The 25,890-nt window shown below is 71.3% G+C and carries 24 protein-coding genes; 15 read left to right on the plus strand and 9 right to left on the minus strand.

What is annotated here, in order from left to right:
• The first annotated feature begins 48 nt into the window (after window positions 1–48).
• The 6 genes from FB471_RS17580 to trmB all read left to right on the plus strand — a co-directional run bounded on the left by FB471_RS17580 (window position 49) and on the right by trmB (window position 5,734).
• Complete coding sequence (locus FB471_RS17580; RefSeq protein WP_425457107.1) at window positions 49–1,206, plus strand: sensor histidine kinase; 1,158 nt, start codon at window positions 49–51, stop codon at window positions 1,204–1,206.
• Window positions 1,203–1,859, plus strand: coding sequence for a response regulator (locus FB471_RS17585; protein WP_141999542.1), 657 nt, complete (start codon window positions 1,203–1,205; stop codon window positions 1,857–1,859). The genes FB471_RS17580 and FB471_RS17585 overlap by 4 nt, the downstream gene beginning before the upstream one ends.
• A gap of 386 nt (window positions 1,860–2,245) precedes the next feature.
• Window positions 2,246–3,208, plus strand: a complete 963-nt coding sequence (locus FB471_RS17590) for an ABC transporter ATP-binding protein (RefSeq protein ID WP_141999543.1) — start codon at window positions 2,246–2,248, stop codon at window positions 3,206–3,208.
• Window positions 3,209–3,245: 37 nt separating this feature from the next.
• Window positions 3,246–4,001 (plus strand): ABC transporter permease, encoded by a 756-nt coding sequence (locus tag FB471_RS17595; protein ID WP_141999544.1) that lies wholly within the window; start codon window positions 3,246–3,248, stop codon window positions 3,999–4,001.
• A 484-nt stretch (window positions 4,002–4,485) separates the two neighbouring features.
• The gene (locus FB471_RS17600; protein WP_211358055.1) at window positions 4,486–4,980 is read left to right on the plus strand and encodes a hypothetical protein; all 495 of its coding nucleotides are present in this window, start codon (window positions 4,486–4,488) and stop codon (window positions 4,978–4,980) included.
• 43 nt (window positions 4,981–5,023) lie between these two features.
• The gene (gene trmB / locus FB471_RS17605) at window positions 5,024–5,734 is read left to right on the plus strand and encodes a tRNA (guanosine(46)-N7)-methyltransferase TrmB (RefSeq protein ID WP_141999545.1); all 711 of its coding nucleotides are present in this window, start codon (window positions 5,024–5,026) and stop codon (window positions 5,732–5,734) included.
• Here the strand turns inward: trmB and FB471_RS34160 are convergent.
• The 3 genes from FB471_RS34160 to FB471_RS17615 all read right to left on the minus strand — a co-directional run bounded on the left by FB471_RS34160 (window position 5,719) and on the right by FB471_RS17615 (window position 9,285).
• Window positions 5,719–5,889 carry a hypothetical protein gene (locus FB471_RS34160; RefSeq protein WP_170220841.1) on the minus strand — a complete coding sequence of 57 codons (171 nt, stop codon included), beginning with the start codon at window positions 5,887–5,889 and terminating at the stop codon, window positions 5,719–5,721. The two genes, trmB and FB471_RS34160, sit on opposite strands and share 16 nt — an antisense overlap.
• A gap of 205 nt (window positions 5,890–6,094) precedes the next feature.
• Window positions 6,095–8,347: an ABC transporter permease gene (locus FB471_RS17610; protein WP_141999546.1), complete on the minus strand. Its 2,253-nt coding sequence runs from the start codon at window positions 8,345–8,347 to the stop codon at window positions 6,095–6,097.
• Window positions 8,348–8,574: 227 nt separating this feature from the next.
• Window positions 8,575–9,285: an ABC transporter ATP-binding protein gene (locus FB471_RS17615; RefSeq protein WP_425457074.1), complete on the minus strand. Its 711-nt coding sequence runs from the start codon at window positions 9,283–9,285 to the stop codon at window positions 8,575–8,577.
• 170 nt (window positions 9,286–9,455) lie between these two features.
• Between FB471_RS17615 and FB471_RS17620 the strand changes: the two genes are divergently transcribed.
• The 3 genes from FB471_RS17620 (at window position 9,456) to FB471_RS17630 (ending at window position 13,319) form a co-directional block, all read left to right on the plus strand.
• Window positions 9,456–11,261, plus strand: a complete 1,806-nt coding sequence (locus FB471_RS17620; RefSeq protein WP_170220842.1) for a sensor histidine kinase — start codon at window positions 9,456–9,458, stop codon at window positions 11,259–11,261.
• Between the two features lie 61 nt (window positions 11,262–11,322).
• Window positions 11,323–11,976, plus strand: coding sequence for a response regulator (locus FB471_RS17625; protein ID WP_141999547.1), 654 nt, complete (start codon window positions 11,323–11,325; stop codon window positions 11,974–11,976).
• Window positions 11,977–12,005: 29 nt separating this feature from the next.
• A complete protein-coding gene (locus tag FB471_RS17630) occupies window positions 12,006–13,319 on the plus strand; it encodes an amidohydrolase family protein (RefSeq protein WP_141999548.1) in 1,314 nt (437 codons plus the stop codon).
• Between the two features lie 83 nt (window positions 13,320–13,402).
• Here FB471_RS17630 and FB471_RS17635 read toward each other — a convergent pair whose 3' ends face one another.
• From FB471_RS17635 to FB471_RS17660, 6 genes are all read right to left on the minus strand, one after another.
• Window positions 13,403–14,098, minus strand: coding sequence for an SDR family oxidoreductase (locus tag FB471_RS17635; protein WP_141999549.1), 696 nt, complete (start codon window positions 14,096–14,098; stop codon window positions 13,403–13,405).
• Window positions 14,099–14,131: 33 nt separating this feature from the next.
• Window positions 14,132–16,234 carry a PhoX family protein gene (locus tag FB471_RS17640; RefSeq protein WP_141999550.1) on the minus strand — a complete coding sequence of 701 codons (2,103 nt, stop codon included), beginning with the start codon at window positions 16,232–16,234 and terminating at the stop codon, window positions 14,132–14,134.
• Between the two features lie 103 nt (window positions 16,235–16,337).
• Window positions 16,338–18,365, minus strand: a complete 2,028-nt coding sequence (locus FB471_RS17645) for a PhoX family protein (protein ID WP_141999551.1) — start codon at window positions 18,363–18,365, stop codon at window positions 16,338–16,340.
• Window positions 18,366–18,731: 366 nt separating this feature from the next.
• Window positions 18,732–19,946, minus strand: coding sequence for an MFS transporter (locus FB471_RS17650; protein WP_141999552.1), 1,215 nt, complete (start codon window positions 19,944–19,946; stop codon window positions 18,732–18,734).
• Between the two features lie 160 nt (window positions 19,947–20,106).
• The gene (locus FB471_RS17655) at window positions 20,107–20,292 is read right to left on the minus strand and encodes a DUF397 domain-containing protein (RefSeq protein ID WP_141999553.1); all 186 of its coding nucleotides are present in this window, start codon (window positions 20,290–20,292) and stop codon (window positions 20,107–20,109) included.
• A gap of 29 nt (window positions 20,293–20,321) precedes the next feature.
• Complete coding sequence (locus FB471_RS17660) at window positions 20,322–21,176, minus strand: Scr1 family TA system antitoxin-like transcriptional regulator (protein WP_141999554.1); 855 nt, start codon at window positions 21,174–21,176, stop codon at window positions 20,322–20,324.
• Window positions 21,177–21,430: 254 nt separating this feature from the next.
• Here FB471_RS17660 and FB471_RS17665 point away from each other — a divergent pair, with 254 nt between their 5' ends.
• The 6 genes from FB471_RS17665 (at window position 21,431) to FB471_RS17690 (ending at window position 25,887) form a co-directional block, all read left to right on the plus strand.
• Window positions 21,431–21,655, plus strand: coding sequence for a hypothetical protein (locus tag FB471_RS17665; RefSeq protein WP_141999555.1), 225 nt, complete (start codon window positions 21,431–21,433; stop codon window positions 21,653–21,655).
• A 6-nt stretch (window positions 21,656–21,661) separates the two neighbouring features.
• Window positions 21,662–22,120, plus strand: a complete 459-nt coding sequence (locus tag FB471_RS17670; RefSeq protein WP_141999556.1) for a hypothetical protein — start codon at window positions 21,662–21,664, stop codon at window positions 22,118–22,120.
• A gap of 83 nt (window positions 22,121–22,203) precedes the next feature.
• Window positions 22,204–22,686, plus strand: a complete 483-nt coding sequence (locus FB471_RS17675; protein WP_170220843.1) for a DUF3558 domain-containing protein — start codon at window positions 22,204–22,206, stop codon at window positions 22,684–22,686.
• Window positions 22,686–23,969 (plus strand): PPE domain-containing protein, encoded by a 1,284-nt coding sequence (locus FB471_RS17680; RefSeq protein WP_141999558.1) that lies wholly within the window; start codon window positions 22,686–22,688, stop codon window positions 23,967–23,969. Before FB471_RS17675 ends, FB471_RS17680 begins: the two co-directional genes overlap by 1 nt.
• A gap of 29 nt (window positions 23,970–23,998) precedes the next feature.
• A complete protein-coding gene (locus FB471_RS17685; RefSeq protein ID WP_141999559.1) occupies window positions 23,999–24,751 on the plus strand; it encodes an ESX secretion-associated protein EspG in 753 nt (250 codons plus the stop codon).
• A gap of 491 nt (window positions 24,752–25,242) precedes the next feature.
• The gene (locus tag FB471_RS17690; RefSeq protein WP_141999560.1) at window positions 25,243–25,887 is read left to right on the plus strand and encodes an HAD family hydrolase; all 645 of its coding nucleotides are present in this window, start codon (window positions 25,243–25,245) and stop codon (window positions 25,885–25,887) included.
• Window positions 25,888–25,890 lie beyond the last annotated feature (3 nt).

The raw sequence follows: 25,890 nt of genomic DNA on the forward strand, positions 1-25,890 counted from the left end.
ACACGGCCCGCGGCCTAGGGTTGCCGGGTGCGACGGCTGAGTCTGTGGATGCGGGCGCACCCGATGGTCGGGGACAGCCTGCTGGCTGCGGCGCTGCTGAGCATCGACGTGCTGATCTTCTTCTTCGAGGATCTGCCGATGCCGCCCTGGTACCTCGCGCTGCCGGCGGACGTGCTGGTGGTGCTGCCGCTGGTGGTCCGCCGCCGTCACCCGCTGTGGTCGGCCTACCTGGTGCTGGCGTTCTCGGTGCTGCACAGCGAGCTCCGGCTCGGCCTCGGCGCCGTGTTCTGCGGGGCGATCGCCATCTACACCGCGGTCGTCTACGCGGGACGCAAGCCGGGCGCGCTCTACGTGGTCGTGTTCGTGCTGGCGAACGTGGCTCAGGCAGCCATCGGCCAGGGGACCGACTGGGTACCGAACACGATCACGTCCACGCTCATCTTCGTGCTCTGCTGGGTGCTCGGCGAGTACGTCGGCGCGCGCCGGGCCTATCACGCCGAGCTGGAGGCGAGGTTGCACCTGTTGGAAACCGAGCGCGGGCAGGCGGCCCGGATCGCGGTCGCCGAGGAGCGCGGCCGGATCGCGAGGGAACTGCACGACGTGGTCGCGCACGCGGTCAGCGTGATCGTGGTGCAGGCCGACGGGGCCTCTTACATGATCAGGTCCAACCCCGAGCTGGCCGAACGCGCGGTGCGGACGATCTCGGACACCGGCCGCGGTGCCCTCGCCGAGCTGCGCAGGCTGCTGGACCTGCTGCGGGGCGAGGGCGCCAGCGGTGAGCCGCGGGTACCGCAGCCGGACGCGGCCACCCTCGCCGAGCTGGCCGAGCGGGTCCGGGCGGCGGGGGTGCCGGTGCGCCTGGACGTCGAGGGCGAGCTGGGTGACCTGCCGGCGGGGGTGTCCCTCGGGGTCTACCGGATCGTGCAGGAATCGCTGACCAACACGCTGAAGCACGCCGGCCCCGGTGCGTCCGCCACGGTGCGGGTGCGCCAGGACGCGGAGGCGGTGGATGTCGAGGTGGCCGACGACGGCGGGGACCGCGGCGCGCTGGTGGCGGCCGGGGAGGGTGCCGAAGTACCCGGCGGGAACGGGCTGATCGGCATGCGGGAGCGGGCACACGTCTTCGGCGGCACCCTCGAGGTGGGGCCGGGGCCCGGCGGGGGCTGGCGGGTTCGGGCGAGCCTGCCGGTTAGGTTGTCCTCGTGATCCGTGTCGTGCTGGTGGACGACCAGGAGCTGATGCGCGTCGGCTTCCGGATGGTGCTCGGCGCGCAGCCGGACATCGACGTGGTCGGCGAGGCCGCCGACGGGAAGGAAGCGGTGCGGCTGGCCGAGCGGGAGCGGCCGGATGTGGTGCTGATGGACGTGCGGATGCCGGTGCTGGACGGGGTGGAGGCGACCAAGCGGATCGTGGCGGCCGGTACCTCGCGGGTACTGGTGATGACCACCTTCGACCTGGATGAGTACGTCTACTCGGCGCTGCAGGGCGGGGCGAGCGGCTTCCTGCTCAAGGACACCCCACCGGATCACCTGGTGACGGCGCTGCGCGCGGTGGCGAGCGGGGATGCCGTGGTGTCGCCGAGCGTGACCAGGCGGCTGCTGGACCGCTTCATCGGCAGCGGCGGGACCCCGCCGCGGGACCCCGCCGTGCTGGACGTGCTCACCGGACGCGAGCGCGAGGTGCTGGTGCTGATCGGCAAGGGCCTGTCCAACACCGAGATCGCGGACAAGCTGTTCCTCTCCGAGGCCACGGTGAAGACGCATGTCGGCCGGATACTGGCCAAGCTGGAGCTGCGCGACCGGGTGCAGGCCGTGGTGCTCACCTACGAGACCGGGCTGATCCGCCCCGGAGTGGACTGACTCCTCATCCCCGGGGTGGACCGGGTCCAGGTTCAGGGTCCGGTCAGGGTCATCACCGATCGTCTGGCACCCGCGAACCCGCCAAACTACTACCACGGACGGGTTCGAAGTTCGGTCTCCGGAATGACGCGCGCAGCGGACCGATCCGAAATCCTGGACACCGAGAGGGTTATTCAGAACGACCCAGCGACCGCGGGCCGCCAGGCCCATGGTCACCGCGGCGCGCAGCGCCACCGTGTGGGTGGTGGTGGGCGACGGGCGGGAGGTCGTTGCAGGTCACCGCACTGGCGAGGCGCATTGCAGACCTGAGTAACCCGACCGCGGAACAAGACACCGAGACCACGGGCAATCACGGGGGTGCTCGGCAGCACCCGAGGGAGGAACGAATGATCGAGGCAAGGGGCCTCACCAAGCGATACGGCAGCACGCTGGCGGTGAACGAGCTCTCGTTCGACGTCGCTGCCGGCCGGGTCACCGGCTTTCTCGGGCCGAACGGCGCCGGGAAGTCCACCACCATGCGCATGATGCTCGGCCTGGACAACCCCACCGCCGGCCAGGTCCGGATCGGTGGGAAGCGGTACCACGAGCTGCATCATCCACTGCGGACGGTCGGCGCGTTGCTCGACGCGAGGTGGGTGCACCCCAACCGGTCGGCACGGGCCCATCTGAGCTGGATGGCGAAGTCGAACCGGATCCCGGCCCGCAGGGTGGACGAGGTGCTCGAGGTCGTCGGGCTGACCTCGGTGGCGAACAAGCGGGCAGGCGGCTTCTCGCTCGGCATGTCGCAGCGGCTGGGGATCGCCTCCGCGCTGCTCGGCGACCCGGAGGTGCTGCTGTTCGACGAGCCGGTGAACGGCCTCGACCCGGAGGGCATCCTGTGGATCCGCCAGTTCATGCACCGGCTCGCCGACGAGGGCCGCACCGTCTTCGTGTCCAGCCACCTGCTGTCGGAGATGGCGCTGACCGCCTCCGAGCTGGTGGTGATCGGCAAGGGGCAGCTCATCTCGCAGAGCAGCACGGAGGAGTTCGTCGCCCGCGCCGCGGAGAACACGGTCAAGGTGCGCAGCCCGCAGCTCGCCCAGCTGCGCGGCGTGCTGCACCAGGCCGGTGCCGAGATCACCGACTCGGGCGAGGCGATCCTGGTGTCCGGAATGGACAGCGACAAGATCGGCGAGATCGCCGCGAACAGCGGGATCGTGCTGCACGAGCTGAGCCCGCAGCAGGGCTCACTCGAGCAGGCCTTCATGCAGATCACCGGCGACTCGGTCGAGTACCACACCGGCCTGGAAACCGAAGTCGCGGACGTACTGGCCGAAACGAGCGAGCCGCTCGCACCGGCCTCCCGGTGACCACCACCACACATTACTGAGGATTTGAGACAAGACCATGACCTTGCTCGCCGTTGAACGCATCAAGCTGTTCACCACGCGGTCGCCGTGGTGGTGTGCCCTGCTCACGCTGCTCATCACCATCGGCTTCGCCGCGCTCATCGCAGGCACCACCGACTCCGGCGTCGGCACGGTCGCCAGCACCCAGTTCGGTTACAGCTTCGGCCTCGCGGTGATCATGGTGCTCGCCGCGCTCGCGGTGACCACCGAGTACCGCTTCGGCACCATCCGCACCACCTTCCAGGCCGTGCCCAACCGCACCTCGGTACTTCTGGCCAAGGCCGGGGTGGTGGGCCTGCTGGCGCTGGTGATCGGGGAAATCGCCGCGTTCGGCTCGCTGGGGATCTCGATGATCATCCAGCCGGAGGCCGACATGGCGCTGAACAGCACCGCCGAGTGGATCAACGTGGTCGGGATCGGGCCGATCTACGCGCTGACCGCGATCATCGGCATGTCGGTCGGCCTGCTGATCCGGCACAGCGCCGGGGCGATCTCGCTGCTGCTGATCTACACCCTCGCGGTGGAGTCGCTGGTGGGACTGATCCCGAACGTCGGCGCCGACATCCAGAAGTGGATGCCGTTCCACGTGGCGGAGAAGTTCCTCACCGGCGACGGCGCCACCCGCAGCGGCATGGGCGGGCCGCCGCTGTCAACCTCGCCACTCAGCCCCGGCTGGGCACTGGCCTACTTCGCGGGGTTCGCCCTGCTGATGCTGGTCATCGGCATCGGCACGGCCAGGAAGCGGGACGCCTGAGCTTCCGCAGCACGAGCTGAAGACCACCACAGGGGAACACCCGGCTCCGCCGCGTATTTCGGGGCGCGACGGCTGCCGGATTCGGGGATAGGACCCGGGTCGCCTTCGGGGGGCGGCCCGGGTCTCTCGTGCGTGCAGCGGTCTCTCGTGGGCGTGCAGCGGAACGGCCGCAACCATATCCGCAAGGTCACTACGGGTTTGCTTGATGTAACGATCGGGTGGCGGTCCGCGATATCCTGGTCAGAGCGTGCACTACCGCGTGACGGCGCATTAAAGCCACGTTAAGTCGTTGTGGGCTTACCCACTAGCAGCGGACGAAGTGCCGTCGAGCGGACGACATTCGACATCAGATCCGTCACGGACTCTACGGAGGTGACCCTTGACGGTGGAGATCAGCGCAAGTGTCGACAGTGCTGTTGACCAGGTTGAGAACGCAACCGATACCAGCATTCCGGCCGCACCCCGCCCGCCCAGGCTCGAGGCCATGCCCGAACTGGAGTGGTCCCAGGCCATCGAACTGCCCCGGGTGGTCGCGGGGGCCACCAAGCCCTCCGACATCCGGCGCGCCTGGATTCACCGTGCCGCGGAAGAGCACGTGCTCGCGCTGTACCGGGTGGCGTGCCAGGCGGGCGGGCCGGTGCCCGCGCCGTGGTGGTTACGCGCCCTGGCCGCGGGTGAGCTGCCCAGCAGGGAGTACGGCTTCCGGGTCGAGGACCGGATCGCGCAGTTGCTCGGCAGGAGGCCGGGCTGGGAGTACGTCCCGTGGTCCATGGACGGTGAGTCCGGCTACTGGGAGTTCATGCCGTCCGAGGGCGGCAAGACCGGGCACCGGATCCCCACCACGGTGCTGACCACGGACCGGCACCCCGGGTGGATCGACGTGCTTCCCGCGCACAGCCAGGGCACACCGGACCCGATCACCGTCGCCGGGCTGGCCGGCCTGCGGTCCCGGCTCGGCGAGTTCGAGGCGGTGCGCTGACCGGCCCCGCCTCGTCGGCGTGGCCCGGCTATCGTGCGAGCCCGTGGACAGCGAGCAGCAGCCGCGGATGCGCAGCGTGGTCAGCTACGTACGGCGTGGCGGGCGGATGACGGTGGGTCAGGAACGGGCCTGGGAACGGAACTGGCCGGCCATGGGCCGGTCGGTGGACGAGCTGGAACCCGGGCCGGTGGACTTCACGGGCTGGTTCGGCCGGTCCGCCCCGCTGCTGCTGGAGATCGGTTCCGGGATGGGCGAGACGACCGCGGAGCTGGCCGCCGCGGCGCCGGAGGTGAACTACCTCGCGGTCGAGGTCTACCAGGCCGGGCTCGGGCAGCTCATGCTGCGCGCGGAGAAGCTCGGTGTGCGGAACCTGCGGCTGTTCCTCGGGGACGCGGTCGTCCTGCTCACCGAGCACGTGCCACCCGACTCGCTGGCCGGGGTCCGGATCTTCTTCCCCGACCCGTGGCCGAAGAAGAAGCACCACAAGCGCAGGCTGGTCCAGCCGGAGTTCGTGGCGCTGATGACCTCCCGGCTCGCCGCGGGCGGCACCCTGCACCTGGCGACCGACTGGGAGAACTACGCGGAGCAGATGCTCGAGCTGTGCACGGCCGAGCCGCAGCTACGTAACCGGTTCCCGGACTGGGCGCCCCGGCCGGAATGGCGGCCGGTGACCAAGTTCGAGAACCGGGCGCGAGAGGAGGGCCGGGTCAGCCGGGACCTGATCTTCGAACGGGTCGATCACACCGGTAGCTGAGCGGTGCGCGCCGGCCGCACCCGCTCGCCCAGCGCGGGCCGGTCGACCTGGCGAACCGGCCGCCGCTCGTTCAGCTCCACCAGCAGCGGCGCGAGCGCGAGCAGCAGCAGTACCAGCAGGCCGATGGCGCTTCCCACCGTCACGAGCAGTTGCATGATTTCCTCCTGGAGTCACCGGTGGCCGCACCACGCGGCCGACTGACCCCAGTTTCCAGCGAAAGCGCAGGTCAGCGGATCGGTCGAGTGGCCGGTGCCCCCTGGCCGACCGGCCGGAAAGCGACCGCCCGATCGGCCGATGGAAGCCGTCGACACTCCGGCCCTCCCCCGACGAAGGGCCGGAGTGTCGACGGCGAGCGGGGCGCTACTCCTCGGCAAGCGGCTCGGCACGCACCCGGTTCAGTGCCGGGCGGCACACCGAGGCGGCCAGCGTGGCCACCCCGGCGCCGAGCACCACCGGGGCCAGCACCCACGGGCTGAGCACGATCGATCCGTAGTCGAACAGGCTGAACAACCCGAGCCCGACGAGTACCCCGACCAGGCCCGCGCCAACCGTGGCGACCAGCGCGGGCAGTGCGGCCTCGGTGCGCAGCGCCCGCGCCAGCACCCGCACCGGTGTGCCGGCGGCGATCAGCGCACCGAAGGTCCGCCGCCGGTCCATGACCGAGCCCGCGGTGGCGATGGCGGCACTGCACCCGGCCAGTACCGCGGCCGCGACCAGCCCGATCACCGTCACCCTGCGCAGGTCGGCCAGCTGGGTCTGCTGCCCGGCCAGCCGGAGCTCGCGGCTGTACACCTGCTCGCCGCCCGCGGCCGCGACCAGCGCGGTGCGCACGACCTCCCGGTTCTGCCGCGTGGTCGGCACCGCCACGGTGACGTCCTGCGGGACGAACCCCGCTGGCAGCACCGCCGGGTCGATGAGCACCGAACCGGAGATGTCCGCGTCCCCCGCGGACACCGGGCGCACCGGGGTGCCCTCGGGCAGCGGTGTGCCCCCCTCCGCCGGGTCCGGGGCGTCCCACTGGCCGACCGCCAGCCCTTCGGTTTCCATCCGGTAGTCGCTGTAGATCCCGGGGGTCCCTGCGCAGGCGCCACCGAACTCGAACCGGGTCAGCTTCTCGGCCGCGGCGCAGCTCAGCACCAGCGCCGGCTGGCCTGCCCCGGACTCGTTGGTGAGCACCACCCTGCCGGCGCCGACGGCGCGTTCGGACTGGCCGTAACGGGCCAGCTCCGCGTTGGCCGTGCCGAGCACCTGCGCGGCGCGGTCCGCCGTGGTGTCCAGGTAGAGCACGGAGTCGTGGAAGGAGCGGCCGCCGCCCGCCTGCGCCTCGAAGCTGGGCAGCAGGGTCAGCGCCATGGAGCCCACGAACACCGCCAGTACCACCCCGGCCGAGGCGCGGTAGGCGCCCTTCGGATCATCCCGCAGCCGCCTGCCCGCCAGCAGCGCGGCCGGCCTGCGCCAGGACCGCACGAAGATCCCGCCGACCGCCGAGGTGATCCACGGGCCGACGATCGCGGCCGAGCCGACGATCATGGCGAGCCCGGCCAGCAGCAGCAACTGGGCCAGCTCCGGATCGAAGGACGAGCCGGAGACGACGACGTAGCAGAAGAACAGCCCGGCCACCGGCAACGCGAGCAGCCGCCACCAGTGCAGCGGTTTGCGCCCGTGCGCGCCCGCCGCGCCGAGCGGGGTCCGCAGCACCCTGCGCAACCCGAGCACCGCCGCCGCCAGCACCAGCAGCGGGATGGCCAGCACGATCGCCACGGTGAACGCGGTCGGCGTGGTGAAATCGTCGGCCTGCCAGGTCCCGCCGTCCCACGGCACCGTGGTGGCCAGCGAGCGCAGGCCGGGACCGGCCGCGAACCCCAGCAGGGCACCCCCGACCGAGGCGAACGCGATCTCGGCCGCCACCATCGAGGTCACCTGGCCAGGGGTGGCGCCCGCCAGCCGCAGCGCGGCGAGGCGTCGCTCCCTGCGTGCCGCGGTGAGCCGGGCGGCCGAGGCGACCAGCACCAGGCTGGGCACCAGCAGTACCACCACACCTACCCCGGCGAGCAGGCTCAGCAGCGGATCGGTGTCCGCGTCGCCGGACGGGAAGCCGGCCAGCCGCATCGCGTCCGCCGGCATGCCGTCCGGGGCGTGCCCGACCAGTGCGAGCAGTTGCTCGGGTGAGCGCAGCGCCTCGGCACCCAGCAGGCCGGCCGCGTCCCCGCCGAACCGGTCACCCAGCTCGGCGGCCGGGGTGTGGTCGATCCGCTGTGCCAGCTCGGGGGAGACCAGCACCTCGCCCGGTCCGGGCAGCCGCGGTATCCCCGGCGGTAGCCGCACGGCGGACGGGTCGGCCAGTGCCGCCACGTCCACCCTGGTGATCTCCTCGTCGCCGGTGTAGTCGGTGCTGCGCTGGTAGGCGAGCGTGGCGGCACCCTCGGACGGCAGGTAGCCGTGGCCGTCCTGCCACATCGCCCGCTCGGCGCGGGCCTGGGTGGCGAAGGGTAGGCCTACCAGCAGCAGCACCAGCGCGGTGGCCACCGCGACGCCGACCCCGGTGAGGATCGCCGAGGTGCGGGTCCGCCGGTCCACCCGCAGTACGCGTAGCGCCAGCCTGAAGCTATTCATGCTTCGACTCCTCCTCGCTGCGCTCCTCGGCCCGCGGACCGGACCTGCGATGCTCCCTCGTCGTCACCGAAGGTCATGCTTCGACTCCTCCTCGCCGCGCTCCTCGGCCCGCGGACCGGACCTGCGATGCTCCCTCGTCGTCACCGAAGGTCATGCTTCGACTCCTCCTCGCCGCGCTCCTCGGCCCGCGGACCGGACCTGCGATGCTCCCTCGTCGTCACCGACGGTCATGGCGCTGCCACCACCGCGTTGTCGATGAGCCCGTCCCGGATCGCCACGGTGCGCGGCACGGAGTCGGCCAGCTCGCGATCGTGCGTCACGATGATCACCGCGGCCCCGCTGTCCCGCGCCGCGGACAGCAGCGCGTCCATCGTGTCCCGGCCGGTGCGGGTGTCCAGCGCGCCGGTCGGCTCGTCGGCGAAGATGACCCGTGGCCGGTGGGTGAGTGCCCTGGCGATCGCCACCCGCTGCGCCTCACCGCCGGACAGCTCACCAGGGCGCTGCCGCTCCTTGCCGGACAACCCCAGCCTGCTCAGCCAGTCCCGCGCGGACCGCAGTGCCTCCCCGCGGCCGGTTCCGCCGAGCAGTAGCGGTAGCGCGACGTTCTCCTCGGCACTCAGCTCGGCGACCAGCATCCCGGACTGGAACACGAACCCGAACTCGGTGCGGCGCAGCTCGCTGCGCTTGGTCTCGCCGAGCCGGTCGACACGCGTGCCCGCGAGGTGGATCTCGCCCGCGTCGGCGCGCAGGATGCCGGCCAGCACGTGCAGCAGCGAGGTCTTGCCGGAGCCGGACGGACCGACGATCGCCACGGCGTCCCCCGGTTGGATGTCGATGTCCACCCCGGCCAAGGCGTGCTGCGTGCCGTACCGCTTGACCAGCCCCCGGCCGGAAAGCACCGGCGCCCCCTGCGGACCGGGCCTTTGTGTTGTCTGCACGAAACTCTTCCTTCCAGGTCTGTTGCCTGCGGAGCAGCCTCGCGCGGGAGCGGCACCGGGCACTTCGGACGGAAGGCCTGTGCCGGGCCGCTGCTCATCGGCCGATCGGCCGATGGCGGAGGGCTACCCGGCCAAGGTGCGGTTCGGCGCGATTGGCTTACCGTCACGGTGTGTCCCAGTCGTCCAACCGGCTCACCCGCCGGCTCACCGCCGCGTTGCAGTGGCTCGGGCTGCCCGGCAGCGTGCTGGCGGCCGCGCTGCTGTGCGACCTGGTGATCATCTTCTCCGCCGCGACCGACCATATCGGCCAGCCGTCGGCCGACCTGGTGCTGCTGCCCGGCGTCCTGATGCTGTCCGCCTGCGCGCTGTGGGCCCGCAGCCAGCCGGTGACGGCCACCTTCGCCGGCTCGGCGGTGCTGTTCGTGTCCAGCACCCTGATCGTGCTGGGCCACGGGGCCCCGTACACCGCGCTGCTGTCCACCGTCTCCTTCGCCGAGACGGTCGCGGGGTTCGAGCTGGTGTTCTACTGCGTGCGCACGGCCCGTGGCGGGGTGGCCTTCACCGCCGTCGCGACGCTGGTGACCTCCTGCCTGCTGGCGATCGCGATGCGCACCGAGGGGACCTTCCTGGTGCGGCGCAGCGACGTCATCCAGACCCTGGTGGCCGGGCTGGTACTGCTGATCGTGGCGGTGGTGACCGGCATCCAGTTCCGCAAGCCGCCGGCCCGGCGGGAACCGGGTCCGCTGGCCAGCCTCGTGCGCGGCCAGTGGCCGCTGATCGGGGCGTTCTCCCTGCTGCTGTTCCTGGAGATGTACACCACGGCCTCCACCGAACTGCGCACGGCGCCGGTATTGCTGTGCTCGATGGCCTCGGCGGGCTGCGCCGTGCTCGCGACCCGCTACCCGATGCGCGCGGGGTTCGGGCTGGTGCTGTCCATGCTGCTGTCCGCGCTGGTGTCCTGGCAGTTACCGGGGGACAGCTACATCACCGCCACCGGCATGCCGATCAGCCAGATCGCGGCCGGCGGCATGGTGGTGGTGCTGCTCGTCCGGTACCTGCAGCCGGTGCGCGCGTGGACCGTGATCGGGCTGCTGGCCGGGGTGGTGGCGCTGGCCGCGTTGCTGAACTCGCGGGCGGGCCTGCCCTACCCGAGTGTGGACGGGCTGCGTGCGCTGTTCGTCGCCGCGGTGCTGACCCTCGGCGTCGCGGTGGCCACCGGGCTGTTCCTCCGGTCAAGGGACTCGGAGCGGACCCAGGCGGTACAGGCCGCGGTCACCGACGCGCAGACCTCGGAGCGGATGGCACTGGCCCGCGAGCTGCACGATGTGGTCGCGCATCACGTCACCGGGATCGTGGTGCAGGCGCAGGCGGCGAAGATGGTCGCCCAGCAGAACCCGATGGTCGTGGTGGACGCGCTGGAGCGGATCGAGACCGCGGGAACCGACGCGCTCACCGCGATGCGCAGGCTGGTGCGCAGTATGCGCGGGGACGCACCAGCGGGCAGCAGCGAGCTCAGCGAGCAGGCCACCACCGACCTCGCCGCCGACCTGCGCAGGCTGGTCGACTCCGCGCAGCACGGGGTGTCGGTGGAGCTGGATCTCGACCTGCCGCCCGGCCTGCCGCAGGAGGTCGCCCGCTCCACGCTGCGGCTGGTGCAGGAGTCGCTGACCAACGTCGGCAAGCACGCCGCCACGGCCACCATGGTCGCGGTGTCCGCTCGGGTCGAGGGCGGGCAGTTGCACATCCGAGTGAGCGACGACGGCGAGCACGAACGCCAGCGACCGGTGGGCGGTGGAGAAGACGCAGCGGCGCGCGGCGCCTCCGTGGTGGGCGGCGGCGGGTGGCGGGACGGCGGCTACGGTCTGGTCGGTATGCGCGAACGAGTCGAACTACTGCACGGACGGCTCTCCGCCGGGCCGGGGCCGGACGGTGGCTGGCTGGTCGAGGCGTGGTTACCGCTGGAAGGAGTCGAATGATGGGCACGGTCCTGCGCCGCGGCACCCCGCGGGGGTCGCACCTGGTCGCGGAGGAAACCGAGTGATAAGGGTGCTGATCGCCGACGACCAGGACATGGTGCGGACCGGGTTCCGGATGATCCTCGACGCGCAGGACGACATCGAGGTGGTCGCCGACGTGCCGGACGGGGTGGAAGCCGTGCGCAAGGCAAGGGAGCTGCGACCGGACGTCTGCCTGCTGGACATCCGGATGCCCGGCATGGACGGCCTCGCGGTGACCAGGCAGTTGGCCGGGCCGGACGTCGCCGACCCGATCAAGGTGGTCGTGGTGACCACCTTCGACCTGGACGAGTACGTGCACACCGCGCTGCGCAACGGGGCGAGCGGGTTCCTGCTGAAGGACGCCGGCCCCGCGCTGCTGATCGAGGCGGTGCGCGCGGCCGAGCGCGGGGACGCGCTGGTGTCGCCGCAGATCACCGTGCGGCTGCTGCGGCACTTCGACGGCCCCGCACCGAGCCGGGACAGCGAGGAACCGAGCGAGCCGCTCACCGCCCGCGAGCTGGATGTGGTGCGGGCCACGGCCCGCGGGCTCACCAATACCGAGATCGGAACCGAGCTGTTCCTCTCGCTGTCCACGGTGAAGACCCATCTCGCCTCGGTCCAGTCCAAGATCAACGCCAGGAACCGGGTGGAGATCGCGGCCTGGGCCTGGCGTTCCGGGCTGATGGACGGCTGAGGGTCGTCGCGGTTCCGTACGATCGCGACATGCCAGCACTTCGCCTTCATGCTCCGGTCGTGTTGCCGGCCGACCCCGCCTGCTCCGTGCTGCGAGACGCCGTGGTGGATATCGACGCCTCCGGCCGAATTGTCCACTGTGGACCCTATGTCACCGCACCCGCCGCGGAGGACGCCCGGCTGCGGACGCTGCCGGGCATCCTGCTGCCCGGCCTGGTGAACGCGCACGCGCACAGCCCGATGGTGCTGCTGCGCGGCCTCGGCGGTGACCTGCCGCTGCTGCGCTGGTTGCAGGAGGTGATCTGGCCCGCGGAGGCCCGGCTGCGGCCGGAGGACGTGGGCGCCGGCATGCTGCTCGGCTCGGTGGAGATGCTCCGGCACGGGGTGACCACCAGCGCGGAGATGTACTTTCACGCCGAGCGGATGGCCGAGGCGGTGCTGTCCACCGGTGCGCGGGTGCTGCTCGGCTCACCGATCATCGACCTTCCCGGCCTGGACTGGTCCGCCATGATCGCGGCGACGGAACGGTGGATCGACGCGGACGGGCTGCGCTTCGGGGCCGGGGACCGGGTGGAGATCTGCTACGCACCGCACTCGGCGTACATGCTGCCGATGGAAGCACTGGGGGCGATCGCCGAGTCCGCGGGCCGGCGCGACGCGCTGGTGCACATCCACGTGGCCGAGGCGGCCACCGAGGACGAGCGGCAACGCGCGGAGCACGGCTCGGTTCCGCAGTTGCTGGAACGGGTCGACCTGCTGGCGGGCAGGCTGCTGGCGGCGCACGCGGTGCACCTTTCCGAAGCGGACATCGCGCTACTCGCCAGGCGCGGCGCGGGTGTCGCGCACTGCCCCGGCTCGAACGCCAAGCTGGCCTCCGGGATCGCCCCGCTGTCGCGGCTGCGGGCGGCCGCGATCCCGGTCGGGCTGGGCACCGACGGGCCGGCCAGCAACGACGATCTCGACCTGTGGGAGGAGGTCCAGCTCGCCGCCATGTTCAGCCGCATATCCACTCAGGACTCGACCGCGCTGACCGCGGGGCAGGCGCTGCTGCTGGCCACCCGTGGCGGCGCGGAAGCGTTGGGCCGCGCGGACATCGGCGCGCTGGAGCCCGGCCGCTGGGCGGACATCGTGCACGTCGACGTGGACCAGCCCGCCTTCGCCACCGGCCTGGAGGTGCCGGACGAGGCGCTGCTGGCGAACCTGGTGTGGGCGTCGGGCTCGCGGCTGGTACGCGACGTGTGGGTGGCTGGTGAACAGGTGGTGGCCGAGGGCGAGTCCACCCGGGTGGACCGGGCCGCCGCGCAGGCCGAGGTGGCCACCGCCGCGGCCCGGCTGCGCGCGTAACCGAAGTGCCCTGAACGGCACTTTCAGGACGCTGAACGTCTTAAACATGCCGTTCGCGACGTTGAACGTCGCGAACGCCACGTTCAGGGCACTGCTGGCCGGGGACGCAGGACGATCTCGGTCGGATGCGCGTCCCCGCTCGCGGTCACCGCGGCACGTACGGCGTCGGCGACCGACTCGGGGCGCAGGAAGCGCTCCGGGTCGTACTCCCCGCCCTCGCCTGCGACCACGGCCCGCTGCATCTCGGTGTCGGTGCGGCCGGGATAGACCGAGGTGACCCGCAGCCCGCCGCCCTCCTCCTCGGCGCGCAGCGCGTCGGCGAAGGCCCGCGCGGCGAACTTGCTGGCCGCGTACGGGCCCCAGCCGGGGCGCGCGTTCAGCCCGGCGCCGGAGTTGAGCACCACGACGTGCCCGCGCGCGGCGCGCAGGGCGGGCAGCAGCAGGCGGGTCAGCTCGGCCACGGCCACCAGGTTGACCTCGAGGTTGTTCCGCCACGCCTGGGCGCTTGCCTGCTCGACGGTGCCCAGCTCGGCCACCCCGGCGGAGTGCACCAGCACCTCCAGCCGGTCGATCTCGGCGGTGGCCTCGCGCAGCGCCTCCGGATCGGCGAGGTCGACCGCCCACGGCCGCGCCCCGGGCAGCCGCCCGGCCTGCTCGGCGAGCGCGTCGGAGTCCCGCCCGCCGAGCAGCAGCCGGTGGGTTGGTGCCAGCGCCTGCGCGACCGCCGCCCCGATACCCCGGGACGCGCCGGTCACCAGCGCGAGTGGATCTTCTGCCATACCCCCACGGTAGCGCCGTGCCGGGAGCGGAGGTCAGCGGCAGCCGATCCTGCCGGGAAAGCCCCACCAGCCCTGGCGCCACACGGCGACGATGGAAGGGCGCGGCTGGGCGTCACCGCCGTCCGGCCAGTGCGACAGCGGGTCGGCGGGAGTACCACCCTCGCCGGGGTGCTGCACGGCGACCAGGACCAGGTTCTCGGTCACCACCGGACCGCAGGTCTCCGCGCCGACCGGCACGGTGAGGAACTGCTTGACGTGCCCGCGCTCCCTGCCGTCCACCGGCACCGAGAACAGGCCGTCGTTCGAGCCGAGGGTGTTGCCGTCGGTGGAGATCCACAGGTTTCCGTAGCCGTCGAAGGCCACGTTGTCCGGGCAGGAGATCGGGCTGACCTGGTCCTTGGGGAAGCCGCCGAAGTAGGTGTCCGCCTCGGCCGGGTCGCCGCAGACCAGCAGCAGCCGCCAGGAGAAGCTGGTGGCCGCGCCGTCTCCGCCGGTCTCCTCCCACTCCAGCACGTGCCCGTTGCGGTTGCCGGTGCGCGGGTTGGCCTCGTCGGCGGCGTCCTTGCCGGCGGCACCGCGGTCGGAGTTGTTGGTCAGCGCCGCGTAGATCCGGCCGTTCACCGGGTTCGGCTCGATATCCTCCGGCCGGTCCATCTTGGTGGCGCCCGCCTTGTCCGCGGCAAGCCGGGTGAAGACGTACACCTCCTCCGCGGTGAATCCGTCCACAAAGGATTTGTTCCCGCTGGCCAGCGGGATCCACTCGCCGGTGCCGTCGAACTCGCCGTCCGACGGCAGCGTGCCGGAACCGTCGATCTCCCCTGCGGGGGAGTCGCCGGTGAACCGCGCGACGTACAGGGTGCCCTCGTCCAGCAGGGCGGAGTTGTGCCTGCGGGCGTGCCTGCTCTGGCCCTTCTTGTACCTGCCGCTGGAGACGAACTTGTAGATGTAGTCGAAGCGCTCGTCGTCGCCGGAGTACACGACCACCCGGCCGTCCTCGGCGATCTTGACGTTGGCCGCCTCGTGCTTGAACCGGCCGAGCGCGGTGTGCTTGACCGGGGTCGAGTGCGGGTCGTGCGGGTCGATCTCGACCACCCAGCCGAACCGGTTGCACTCGTTCGGCTCCTCGGTCACGTCCCAGCGCTTGTCGAACCGCTCCCACTTGCGGCTGGTCTCGCCGCCGCGCAGGCCGTAGCGCGCGAGGCGCTCCCGCTGGGTCGGGTCGGTGACCCGCTCGCCGTGCGCGAAGTACTGGTGGAAGTTCTCCTCACCGGAGAGCACGGTGCCCCACGGGGTCACCCCGCCCGCGCAGTTGTTCTGCGTACCGAGGACCTTCCTGCCGGTCGGGTCCGCCGAGGTCTTCAGGTACCTCGAGCCCGCGGCCGGACCACGCAGCTCGAACCCGGTGTTGATGGTGATCCGCCGGTTGTGCCTGCCGGGCAGCACCCGCAGGCCGCCGCCGAACTCGCGTACGGTCTGCACCACGCTCAGGCCGTGCGCGGCCCAGGCGATCCGCACCTGCTCCGCGGTGGGGTTGTCCCGGTCGTAGCTGCCGGCGGGGAACATCTGCGGCTCGCTGGTGTACTCGTGGTTGACCACCAGCAGGTTGAACCAGCCGATCGGGTCCTGCGGGATCAGCCCGACGAAATCGTTGTTGTAGCCGAACTGCTGCTCCTGCGCCGCCGCGGTCTGGTTCGCGAAGTCGAACTCCGGCGCCCCGGGCAGCACCGGGTCGCCCCAGCGGATCACGATGTCCTGCCGGTACCCCTCGGGGATGGTCACCGCGTCGGCGGTGTTCGGCCGCACCGGGTCGAAGTCGGTACCGGGGATCCCGTGCCGCTGCCTGCCGTTCCCGCCGGCAGTCGCGGGCAGCGCGTGCGGCGCGGAACCGGGGGCGGCGACCGCGGTGCCGGAGAGCGCGGCGAACCCGCCTGCGGTCGCGGCGAGCGCGGCGCCCGCCTTGAGCGCGCCACGCCGGGACAGCATGTCCCGTACGACGTCGCCGAAGTACTCGTTGTCCGAGGTGTTGGGCGCCGGGTGGGCGCACGCGTTGCCGCAGCGGTACTCGCAGGTGACCGCGGAGCGGCCACCGGGATGGGTGGTCGACAGCGGCAGCAGCCGCCCGGGCTCGAAGGACACAACGCCTCCATGATCACTCGGTTCGGGAACGACCGAGACGCTATGTCGGCCAAACGAGGCGAGGCGGAAGTCCAGGTGAACGGTTCAGGAACGAGCGAAGTGGTTAACTACCGACCCGGCGCGGGCCATGTCTGCCGGGGTTCCACACCGCCACCACCGCGGGTCGCGGTTGGCTGTCTCCACCGTCCGGCCAGTGCGAGGCCGGCTCGTCCGCGCTGGCCCCGTCCAGCTCCCCGGGGTGCTGCACGCAGACCGTGACCACCCGGTCGTCGATCACCGGCCCGCAGGTCTCCGCACCCCGGGGCACGGTGAGGAACAGCTTGACGTGCCCGCGGCTCGCCCCCTCCAGTGGCACCACGTACAGCCCGTCGTTGAAGCCGAGGGCCGCGGAGGAGTCGGTGGAGATCCACAGGTTGCCCCAGGTGTCGAAGGCCAGGTTGTCCGGGCAGGAGATCGGGCTGACCTGGTCCTTGGGGAAGCCGGCGAAGTAGGTGTCCGGCGCATCCGGGTCACCGCAGACCAGCAGCAACCGCCAGGAGAACCGGATGGCCAGCGGGTCCTCCTCGAACTCGAGGACCTGGCCGTGCCGGTTGCCATCGCGCGGGTTGGGCTCGGTGGCGCCTTCCTTGCCCCGCTGCCCCCGCTCGGTGTTGTTGGTGAGCGCGCAGTACACCCGGCCGGTGCGCGGGTGCACCTGGATGTCCTCCGGGCGGTCCATCTTGGTGGCGCCGACACGGTCGGCGGCCTCGCGGGTGAAGACGTAGACCTCCTCGGCGGTCATGCCCGGTACGAAGGACCGGTCATCCTCGGCCAGCGGGATCCACTCGCCGGAACCGTCGAACTCGCCGTCCGCGGGCAGCCTGCCGGAACCGTCGATCTCGCTCGCCGGGGAGTCCCCGGTGAACCGGCCGACGTAGAGCGTGCCGTGGTCGAGCAGGGTCATGTTGTGCCCGCGGGCCGCGCGACCGTGCCCCCGCTTCATCCGCCCGCTGGAGACGAACTTGTAGATGTACTCGAACCGCTCGTCGTCCCCGGAGTAGGCCACCACCCTGCCGTCCGCGGTGAGCCGGACGTTGGCGCACTCGTGCTTGAACCGGCCGAGCGCGGTGTGTTTCACCGGGGTGCTGTACGGATCGTGCGGGTCGAGCTCGACCACCCAGCCGAACCGGTTCACCTCGTTCGGCTGGCGGGCGAGGTCGAAGCGGGAGTCGAACCGTTCCCACCTGCGGGTGCTGGCCCCGCCGCGTACCCCGTAGCGCTCCAGCCGCCGCTGCCGCACCGGATCGGTCACCTGGTCGGCATGCGCGAAATACTGGTGGAAGTTCTCCTCCCCGGACAGGATCGTGCCCCACGGGGTCACCCCGCCCGCGCAGTTGTTCATCGTGCCGAGCACCCGGGTGCCTGCCGGGTCGTCCGGGGTCCGCAGCAGCTCGCTGCCCGCGGCGGGTCCGGTGACGCGGAAGGGCGTGCGCAGCGTGATCCTGCGGTTGAGGTGTGAGGGCCGCGGGGCGAGCTCGCCGGAGAACGGCTTCCTGGACAGCAGCAGCACGGACAGCCCGTGCGCGGCCCAGGCGATCCGCACCTGTTCCTCGGTCGGGTTCTCCTCGTCGTAGTCGCGGAACATGAACCGCTCGCTGGTGTACTCGTGGTTGGTGACCAGCAGCGAGTGCATGCCGAGCGGGTCCAGCGGCAGCCTGGCCGCGAAGTCGCAGTTGAACCCGAACTGCCGTTCCTGGGCGGCCGCGGTCTGGTGGTCGAAGTCGAACTCCGGCGCGCCGGGCAGCACCGGGTCACCCCAGCGGATCACCACCGCCTGCTCGTATCCCTCCGGCACCACCACGGCGTCCAGCGTGTTCGGCCGGACCACCTCGAAGTCCGTACCCGGCGCGGGCGGGCGAGTGGTGGCGGCTGCGGTACGGCCGGTACCCAGCGTGCCCGCGGCGAGCGCGACCACCGCACCGGCGCGCAGTACGCCGCGCCGGGACACCGCGCCGAGAATCTCGCCGAAGTAGGGATTGGCCGAGGTGTTCGGCGGGGCGTGGAAGCACGCGTCGCCGCAGCGGTACGCGCAGGTGACGGCGGCCCGCTTCGCGGGATGCGGGGGCAGCAGCGGGAGCGGGCGTGGTGGCACGCGGACCTCCGGGAACGTCGTTCGAGGATCCGACGCTATGCGAAGATCATGGCATCGCGGAATACACCGTTAGTTGGTTATTACCAAGGAGACCGGAAGTAGAGCGACTCGGCAACGGCGGCTGTGCTCGCGAGACAGGAGGGTCGGCCTGCTGGAGGTGGGATCGGTACCGACCGGCACAGTGTGTCTTGTTCCGCGGTCGGGTTACTCAGGCCTGCAATGCGCCTCACCAGTGCGGTGACCTGCAACGACCTCCCGCCCGTCGCCCACCACCACCCACACGGTGGCGCTGCGCGCCGCGGTGACCATGGGCCTGGCGGCCCGCGGTCGCTGGGTCGTTCTGAATACCCCTCGGTGGCCGCGAGTTCAGAACTCCTCGCCGACCAGTGCCGCGCCCGCGGGCACCGTGTGCGGGTCGGGCGTGCGGTCCGGGATGGCCAGCAGGCCACCGGCGGCCACGCAGAGCACGGCGGCCACCAGGTAGGGCGCCTGCCCGAAGCCGAACCACTCCGCCACATGGCCGACCAGGGTGGCGGCCAGCGCGCCGCCGAGCCAGCGGCAGAAGTTGTAGCCCGCGCTGGCCACCGGCCGCGGCGCCGGGCTGATCGACATCGCGGTGCCGGTGAACAGGGTGTTCAGCAGCCCGGACACCAACCCGCTCGCGATGATGGCCAGCACCAGCAGCGGCTTGCTCGGCACCACCATGACCAGCATCAGCAGGGCATAACCGGATACCGCCAGCACGGTGGCATGCCGCTCGCCGAGCCGGGCCGCCAGCCGCGGCGCCAGCAGCACCCCGGCGACCGCGACGCACAGCCCCCAGCCGAAGAACACCAGGCCGACGGCGATCGCGCTCCACTCCAGCACGAACGGGGACCAGGCGAGCACCACGAAGAACGCCGCGGTGTACAGCGCGGAGCCGATCGAGGTACGCAACAGCCCGCCGTGGCGCAGCGCGCGGAGCGGGTCGAGCAGCCGGACCGGGGGTCGCCGCTCGCCCGCGTCGCTGCGCAGGAAGGCGACGCAGAGCACGAGGGCACTGGCCATCAGCACGGCCGTGCCGAGGAAGGGACCCCGCCAGGAGATGCTGCCGAGCACCGCGCCGAGCAGCGGGCCCACCGAGAGCCCGACCCCGAGCGCGGCCTCGTAGAGCAGGATGGCGCCGGCCTGGCCGCCGGTGGCCGCGCCGACGATCACCGAAAGCGCGGTGGCGATGAAGAAGGCGTTGCCGAGCCCCCACACCGCACGCAGGCCGACCAGTTGCTCGATGGAACCGGCCACCGTGCACAGCGCGGTCGCCAGCACGATCAGCGACAGCCCGGTGAGCACGGTCCGCTTCGCCCCGAAGCGCGCGCTGGCCGCGCCGGTGACCAGCATGGCGACCACCTGCACCCCGAGGTAGGCGGAGAACAGCAGGGTGACCTGGGCGGGCGTCGCGTCCAGGCCCTCGGCGATGGACAGCAGGATCGGGTCCACCAGCCCGATCCCCATGAACGCGATGACCGCGGCGAACGCGGTGATCCAGACCTGCCGTGGCTGCCCCTTGACCGCCTCCAGCAGGCTCGCATGCCCAGAGCTCATCCCCACCTCCGGAAAGTCATTTAGCTATGCTAACAATAATTGCTTAGCATGACGAAGTAACTTCGCTCACGGGTGTGTATGACCGCCCCGGAGGCATGGCAAGACAACGGAAAGGGGGCCGACCTCAGTGGGTCGGCCCCCTTGGCTGTCCGGCGTCGGCTTACCCTTCCCGCACCTGCCGCAGGAAGGCCCGGAAGGCCGTGGGCGACAGGTCAAGGGCTCCCGCCGCCCGGTCCTTCGAGTCGCGAATCGCGGAGAGGGCGTGCGACAGCTCGACGCACTGGCCACCCTGCCCGCTGGAGTAGCTGGACCTGCGCCATCGTTGCGTGTTCTGGTCCGGGGTCATCCCGCACCGCCTTCCATTTCGCCCGGGTTCTACAGCTCTTGCGCAAGCTTAGTGAGCAGCGCGGCTGTGTCCTCGGCCGTCAACACCAACTCACCCAGGCGACGAAATATCCAGGTATAGCGGTCGAAGTCGGTGGGCCGATCCGGGTAGATCGCGCCGGAGTCGATCTCCACGTAGGCGGTGGCCACCCCGGCCTCCTCGGGGAAGTGCAGCATGGTGAACGAGTTCGTCATGGCCGGATGCGCACCGGCGGAGAACGGCAGCGCCCGCACGGTGATGTTCGTTCGAGCGGCCATCTCGGCCAGGTGCCGCAGCTGCTCAGCCATCACCTCCGGCGAGCCGACCACCCGGCGCAGCGCCGCCTCGTTGATCACCACGTCGAGCTGTGGGGCGTCTTCGCCGTGCAGGCGTTCCTGCCGGGCCTGGCGAAACGCGACCAGCCGGTGCAGGCTCTCCTCGGTGACATCCGGCCCGGCCGCCGCCGAGACGGCGCGGCAGTAGTCAGCGGTCTGCAATAAGCCGGGCACGAACTCGGCTTCGTAGTTCCAGATCTCGATCGCGTCCGACTCCTCGCCGACATAGCGCTCGAACCAGTCGGGCACGGTGTCGCCGTAGGCCACCAGCCAGCCGCGGTCGTCGGACTCCTCGGCCAGCCGGAGCAGGTGATCGAGCATCGGCGCGCCGACACCGTATGCCTGGCACAGCAGGCGGACCGTCTTCGGCAGGATCGCCTGCTTGGCGTTCTCGATCCGGCTGATGGTCGCCCGGCTCAAGCCGGAGCGTTCGGCGGCCGCCTCCATCGTCTTGAACCCGGAGGCGGCACGGAAGTCACGCAGCAGGCGTCCGAGCTGTCGCCGGCGGACGGCCGGACCAGGTTCTTGCATTCTCGCCGTTCCTCTCCTTCGGGGCGGGCGCCAGTCTGCCGGGTTCAAGCCGCTCGGCTCGGCGTCCCGTTTCGGGTTCACCCGATTGAATCATCCACACTGCACATCTCACCATGTACGTTTCACAGTACGGCGATGCGTCGCCGGTGGCCCGCCCCGCCTGATTCCCGCCCGGGTTCTGGCGGGGCCGGGTCCCGACAGGCCGTCAGGCGGTCGAAACGAAGGCCCGCTCAGGCGAGCGGAAGGGGTGAGCTGTGGAACGAGCGCATAACCGCGAAGGCGAGGCTGAGCAAGGCGTCATGCCACCACGGGCGTGGGTGGGGTTGGCGGTCGCGATGGTGCGTCACGGCCTGGAGTCGAACGCGCCACTGGCCACGCGAAAGGAGGCGGGCGAGTGGCTGGACGAACTCGGCGAGGTCGCCTTGATCGCCTGCCGAGGAGCCCGTCCCTCCACGAGCAACCCACGCCACGAACAGTGACCGGCGATGCATAACGTCGGTGGTGTGCTCGCCCTCGCGGCACTGGTGGTGCTTGTCGCTGCTGCCGGTGCCGGGTGGCTGCGCTCGGCCTCCCGGTCACACGGGTGCCATGCCCACGACGACCCGGCGTACTCGGTCGAGGCGATCCTGACCCGGCTCGGATGGGAACGGATCGAGGCCGAGCCGGTCGAGGGCTACGTCGACTCGGCCGAGTCGACGCCCGTAGCCGGGAGTGCGCTCACGCGCCGATGGCCGAGCACCGACGGCCGGCTGTTGTGTGGCGAGGACCAGGGGCCGGCGCTGTACCGGGCGCGCGGCGCGGGGCGTGGTGTGTGGCCGGGCACGGACCCAGACACCACGCGGGAGCTGCCGGTACCTCAGCAACGGCGTCTCGGCGAGGCGCCGTTTCGCCCCTCGCCGGTCCCGCACGAGCACCCGGCCGGGCGCCATGCGCTCCGGGCGTGAACCCCTAGTGACCGACGAGGATGTCGAGGGGGCAACGGTGAGCGAAGATGCCGAGCACGAACTGACCGAGTGGGATCGGCAGCTTGTCGACCAGGTGCGAGAGTTGCGCCGCCATCTCAACCCACTACCAGACGGCCCCTTGTTCGCTACTGACCGATGAGCAGGTCACCAGATTCTTGGGCGAGGGCGCCCACAGCAAACCGACGTTGGACAACCCGGTAGGCGACGGCTGCTCCTGGTCCAAGCGCGACGGCTCCGGCGCGCGCATCGGTTTGGAACTCCCGACCATCACTGACGATGGTTTGGCCGCGATCTACCGGCAACGGGGGAAGGCCTACAAGTTCTTCGAAGAGATGCCCGACGTTGAGGGGTACCCAGCCGTTACGTACGGACCGCGCGATGAGCGGGAGCAGGGCTATTGCGCCGTTGCGGTGGGCACGAGCGACAAACGCACGGTGCAGATCTTTTCGCGCCTGTCGGAGTGGAATCGGGGGAAGAAAGACCCCTGCCAGGCCGCGCACGATACGGCGGTGGAGGTTGTGAAGAACGTTAAGGGGGGTCAGTGATGCCCGAGGAGGCGTTGACTCCGGCGCAGATCTACCAGCAGGTCACCGGCGGTGCCGGCACGGAGAGGCTGTCGGCCGCGCAGGAGGCCGCCGCGAAGTTGAGGCGCCGGTTGGAGGAGCGCGCCGACCGGGTGATGCGGCTGGGCGGCAAGGTCCAAGAAGGGTGGCAGGGCGAAGCCGGCGAGGCCGCCGCGAATGCCGCCTCCCCGTTGGCGCGGGCGGCGATGCAGGACGCCGACCATCTGGCCGAGGCCGACAGCGGCGCGGGCGAGCAGGCGGGGGCATTCGACCGGGTGCGCAGCACGGTCGTACCGGTACCGCCCAAACCGCCAGAGCTGACCCCACAGGACGTCGTCGACGGGTTGAGCACCGGCGACTTCGGCGCACACTCGCGCCGGCTGGCCGAGTACAACGCAGGCAGCCAGACCAACGTCGCGGCGTTCGGGGCGTACCACCAGGCGAGCACGGCGACCGCGCAGACGTATCCGGCGGCGTATGCGCCGATGGCCGATCCGGGCGGGTCCGTGGGGCTCACCGAGAGCGGAACCGGCGGCACGGACAGCGGGATAAGCCGCCCCCAGTCGTCGCCGGGGCCGGTGGTCGGTGGCTCGGTGGGTGCCTCGGGTGGTGCGCCCCGGTCGACCGACACCGGTAGCGGTGAGCGTGTCCAACCGCCGCCGACGGTCAACCCGCCCGGCGACGGCGGCCCTTCCGGTCCCGCACCGTCGGACTCGACCGCGCCCCGAACCGGCACCGACAGCACGCGGGCGGCAGCGGCAAGCACCCCGCCACCGCCCGTGCCGGGTGGGCAGGACGGGTACCGGTTCGGCCCGACCGGCACCCCGGTCAACAACCTGAACACCAACACCGGTGCCGGCCCCCACAGCGGAACCACGATCGGACCGATCGGCACGGGCACGGAAAATCGCGCGCCGGGTACGGGCGGCTACCGCTCGGGCGGTGGCCCCGGCGCGGGTGGCCCTGGCGCCGGTCGACCGGGTGCCGGTCCCGGCGGTGGCCGATTCACCGGCGCCCTACCGCCGGGCGAAGGCGGAACAGTGCGCGGTGGAGCCTCGGGGACACCCGGCGCGGCCGGTACGCGAGGTACCGGCGCGATGCCGATGGGGGCCGGCGCCGGGCGCGGCCGCGGCGCTGAGGACGAGGAACGCAAACGGCCGGACTACCTGAAAGACCCGGACCCGGACGACACCTACGGCGGCACCGAGGGCAAGACCGTGCCCCCGGTGATCGGCGAGTCCCGACCGGGCAATCCGGCAAGCTAGACACCACCAGGCAGGGGGAGGAAACGCGGGTGGTTCTGCGGCGGACAGTGGAGATGTCCCTGCACACACTGTTGACCGCGATGCGGTGGCACAACTGCGGCGAACCGCACCCGATCCTGCTCGGCGGCGCCAGCCACGTCCCACCCTCGGCCGAGCACCAGCGCGACTGCGAAGCATTGGAGGAGCTGGGCGCGCTCGGCCTGGTGCGCGGGCGAGAATTGGTCGGCAGCTTCGAGGACACCCTGCACGTGCTCGACCGGCCGGACACCGAGTACTACGCACAGACCCGCACCGGAGACGACTCCTACGGCGTGCTGGTGGCCTGCCGGGGTCGAGAGGCGGTTACCGTGGCACACCAGGACGGCACGGTCTGGCTGACTCCGGTACACCGCGACGATCGGGCGCTCGCACTGGCCAAGCACCTTCCACCATTCCCACCGGCCGATTTCCAGACGTTCTCGGCACGGCAAGCCGAGTTCGCCCGACCGGACACCAGCGGACCCTACGAACCACTCCCCGCCCGCAGCCAGCCGGTACGGGACCTGCACACCATCCTCGACCAGCCCTACTACGGCATCGGACAACTCTACGTTGCCCGCAGACAGGACGGCGGCCCTCGCCACGAAGCACCGGCCTCGCTGTCCTACATCGACATCGATGTCGGCCGGGTCGGACTGGAGTTAACCGGCCCCGCCGACAACCAACACATCACCGTCTTCCCCGGCGACCCCGGCAACCTAGCCGAAAGACTCACCAAAGCCCGAGCGCCCCTGGACCCATAGCCCATCCGATCATGCATCCGGCTCGGTAGCGGTGCGAGCTGGCCAGCGCGCCGGCGCATCGGTCAGGCTGACCCTCCGCAGTCCGGCAGCGCCCGCCGACGGCGTACCTCGGCAAGACGCTCGGCGATGCCCTCGTCCCATCCGGCGCCAGCGGGTCACGCGGCTGATGCCAGATCGGAACGTGCTCGGCCGCGTAGGGGCTCGGCCGCGCCGGCCGACCGGCGAGAGCCGCGCGCCATCCCTCAGCACGCACCCAGTAGTCAGCCGCCCGATCGGCACGCCCACGGCGCCAGCCACATCCACGCGAGAAGCCGCCGAGCACGTTCCTCCGGAGCCCTCCGCTTCGCCGCCGTAGCCCCCACCACCCTTGACCGCCTCCAGCAGGCTCGCATGCCCAGAGCTCATCCCCACCTCCGGAAAGTCACTTAGCTATGCTAACAATAATTGCTTAGCATGCCGAAGTAACTCGCCTCACAGGTACGTTGGCAGGTATGGACGCGGTGATCTTCGACCTGGACGGGGTGCTGGTCGACTCGGAGACGGTCTGGGACGCGACCCGGCGCGCGGTGGTCGCCGAGCACGGCGGCACCTGGACCGAGCAGGCCAGCCGTGCGCTGATGGGCATGAGCACGCCGGAGTGGGCGAGATACCTGGTCGACGAGCTGGGTGCCCGGCTGACCGCGGAGCGCGCCGCGGAGGTGGTCGTCGACCGGATGGCCGAGCGGTACGCGGCGGGACCGCCGGTACTGCCCGGTGCGGTGGAGGTCGTGCGCGCGGTGGGGCGGGACTATCCGGTTGCCATCGCCAGCTCCTCACCACCGGTGCTGATCGATGCCTTCCTGGACGCCACCGGGCTGGCCGACCTGGTCGGGGTGGCGCTGTCCAGCGAGGAGGTCGGCGCGGGCAAACCGGAGCCGGACGTCTACCTGGAGGCGGCGAACCGGCTGGGGGTGGCGCCGCGCGACTGCGTGGCGGTCGAGGACTCGACCAACGGTCTGCGCTCCGCGCTGGCGGCCGGGATGACCGTGGTCGCGGTGCCGAACCCGCACTTCCCGCCGGAGGTCGACGTACTGGCGCGGGCCGGCAGCGTGCTGAACGAGGTCAGCGAGTTGCCCACCACCCTGACGACCCTCTGAGCC

This window comes from Amycolatopsis cihanbeyliensis, from assembly GCF_006715045.1.
Classification (GTDB): domain Bacteria; phylum Actinomycetota; class Actinomycetes; order Mycobacteriales; family Pseudonocardiaceae; genus Amycolatopsis; species Amycolatopsis cihanbeyliensis.

Excerpts from the sequence above, each read along its gene's own strand:
- FB471_RS17580 (WP_425457107.1), top strand. The coding sequence starts at position 49 with ATGCGGGCGCACCCGATGGTCGGGGACAGCCTGCTGGCTGCGGCGCTG.
- FB471_RS17590 (WP_141999543.1), top strand. The coding sequence starts at position 2,246 with ATGATCGAGGCAAGGGGCCTCACCAAGCGATACGGCAGCACGCTGGCG.
- FB471_RS17595 (WP_141999544.1), top strand. The coding sequence starts at position 3,246 with ATGACCTTGCTCGCCGTTGAACGCATCAAGCTGTTCACCACGCGGTCG.
- FB471_RS17600 (WP_211358055.1), top strand. The coding sequence starts at position 4,486 with ATGCCCGAACTGGAGTGGTCCCAGGCCATCGAACTGCCCCGGGTGGTC.
- FB471_RS34160 (WP_170220841.1), bottom strand. The coding sequence starts at position 5,889 with ATGCAACTGCTCGTGACGGTGGGAAGCGCCATCGGCCTGCTGGTACTG.
- FB471_RS17610 (WP_141999546.1), bottom strand. The coding sequence starts at position 8,347 with ATGAATAGCTTCAGGCTGGCGCTACGCGTACTGCGGGTGGACCGGCGG.
- FB471_RS17630 (WP_141999548.1), top strand. The coding sequence starts at position 12,006 with ATGCCAGCACTTCGCCTTCATGCTCCGGTCGTGTTGCCGGCCGACCCC.
- FB471_RS17635 (WP_141999549.1), bottom strand. The coding sequence starts at position 14,098 with ATGGCAGAAGATCCACTCGCGCTGGTGACCGGCGCGTCCCGGGGTATC.
- FB471_RS17650 (WP_141999552.1), bottom strand. The coding sequence starts at position 19,946 with ATGAGCTCTGGGCATGCGAGCCTGCTGGAGGCGGTCAAGGGGCAGCCA.
- FB471_RS17655 (WP_141999553.1), bottom strand. The coding sequence starts at position 20,292 with ATGACCCCGGACCAGAACACGCAACGATGGCGCAGGTCCAGCTACTCC.
- FB471_RS17660 (WP_141999554.1), bottom strand. The coding sequence starts at position 21,176 with ATGCAAGAACCTGGTCCGGCCGTCCGCCGGCGACAGCTCGGACGCCTG.
- FB471_RS17670 (WP_141999556.1), top strand. The coding sequence starts at position 21,662 with ATGCATAACGTCGGTGGTGTGCTCGCCCTCGCGGCACTGGTGGTGCTT.
- FB471_RS17680 (WP_141999558.1), top strand. The coding sequence starts at position 22,686 with ATGCCCGAGGAGGCGTTGACTCCGGCGCAGATCTACCAGCAGGTCACC.
- FB471_RS17690 (WP_141999560.1), top strand. The coding sequence starts at position 25,243 with ATGGACGCGGTGATCTTCGACCTGGACGGGGTGCTGGTCGACTCGGAG.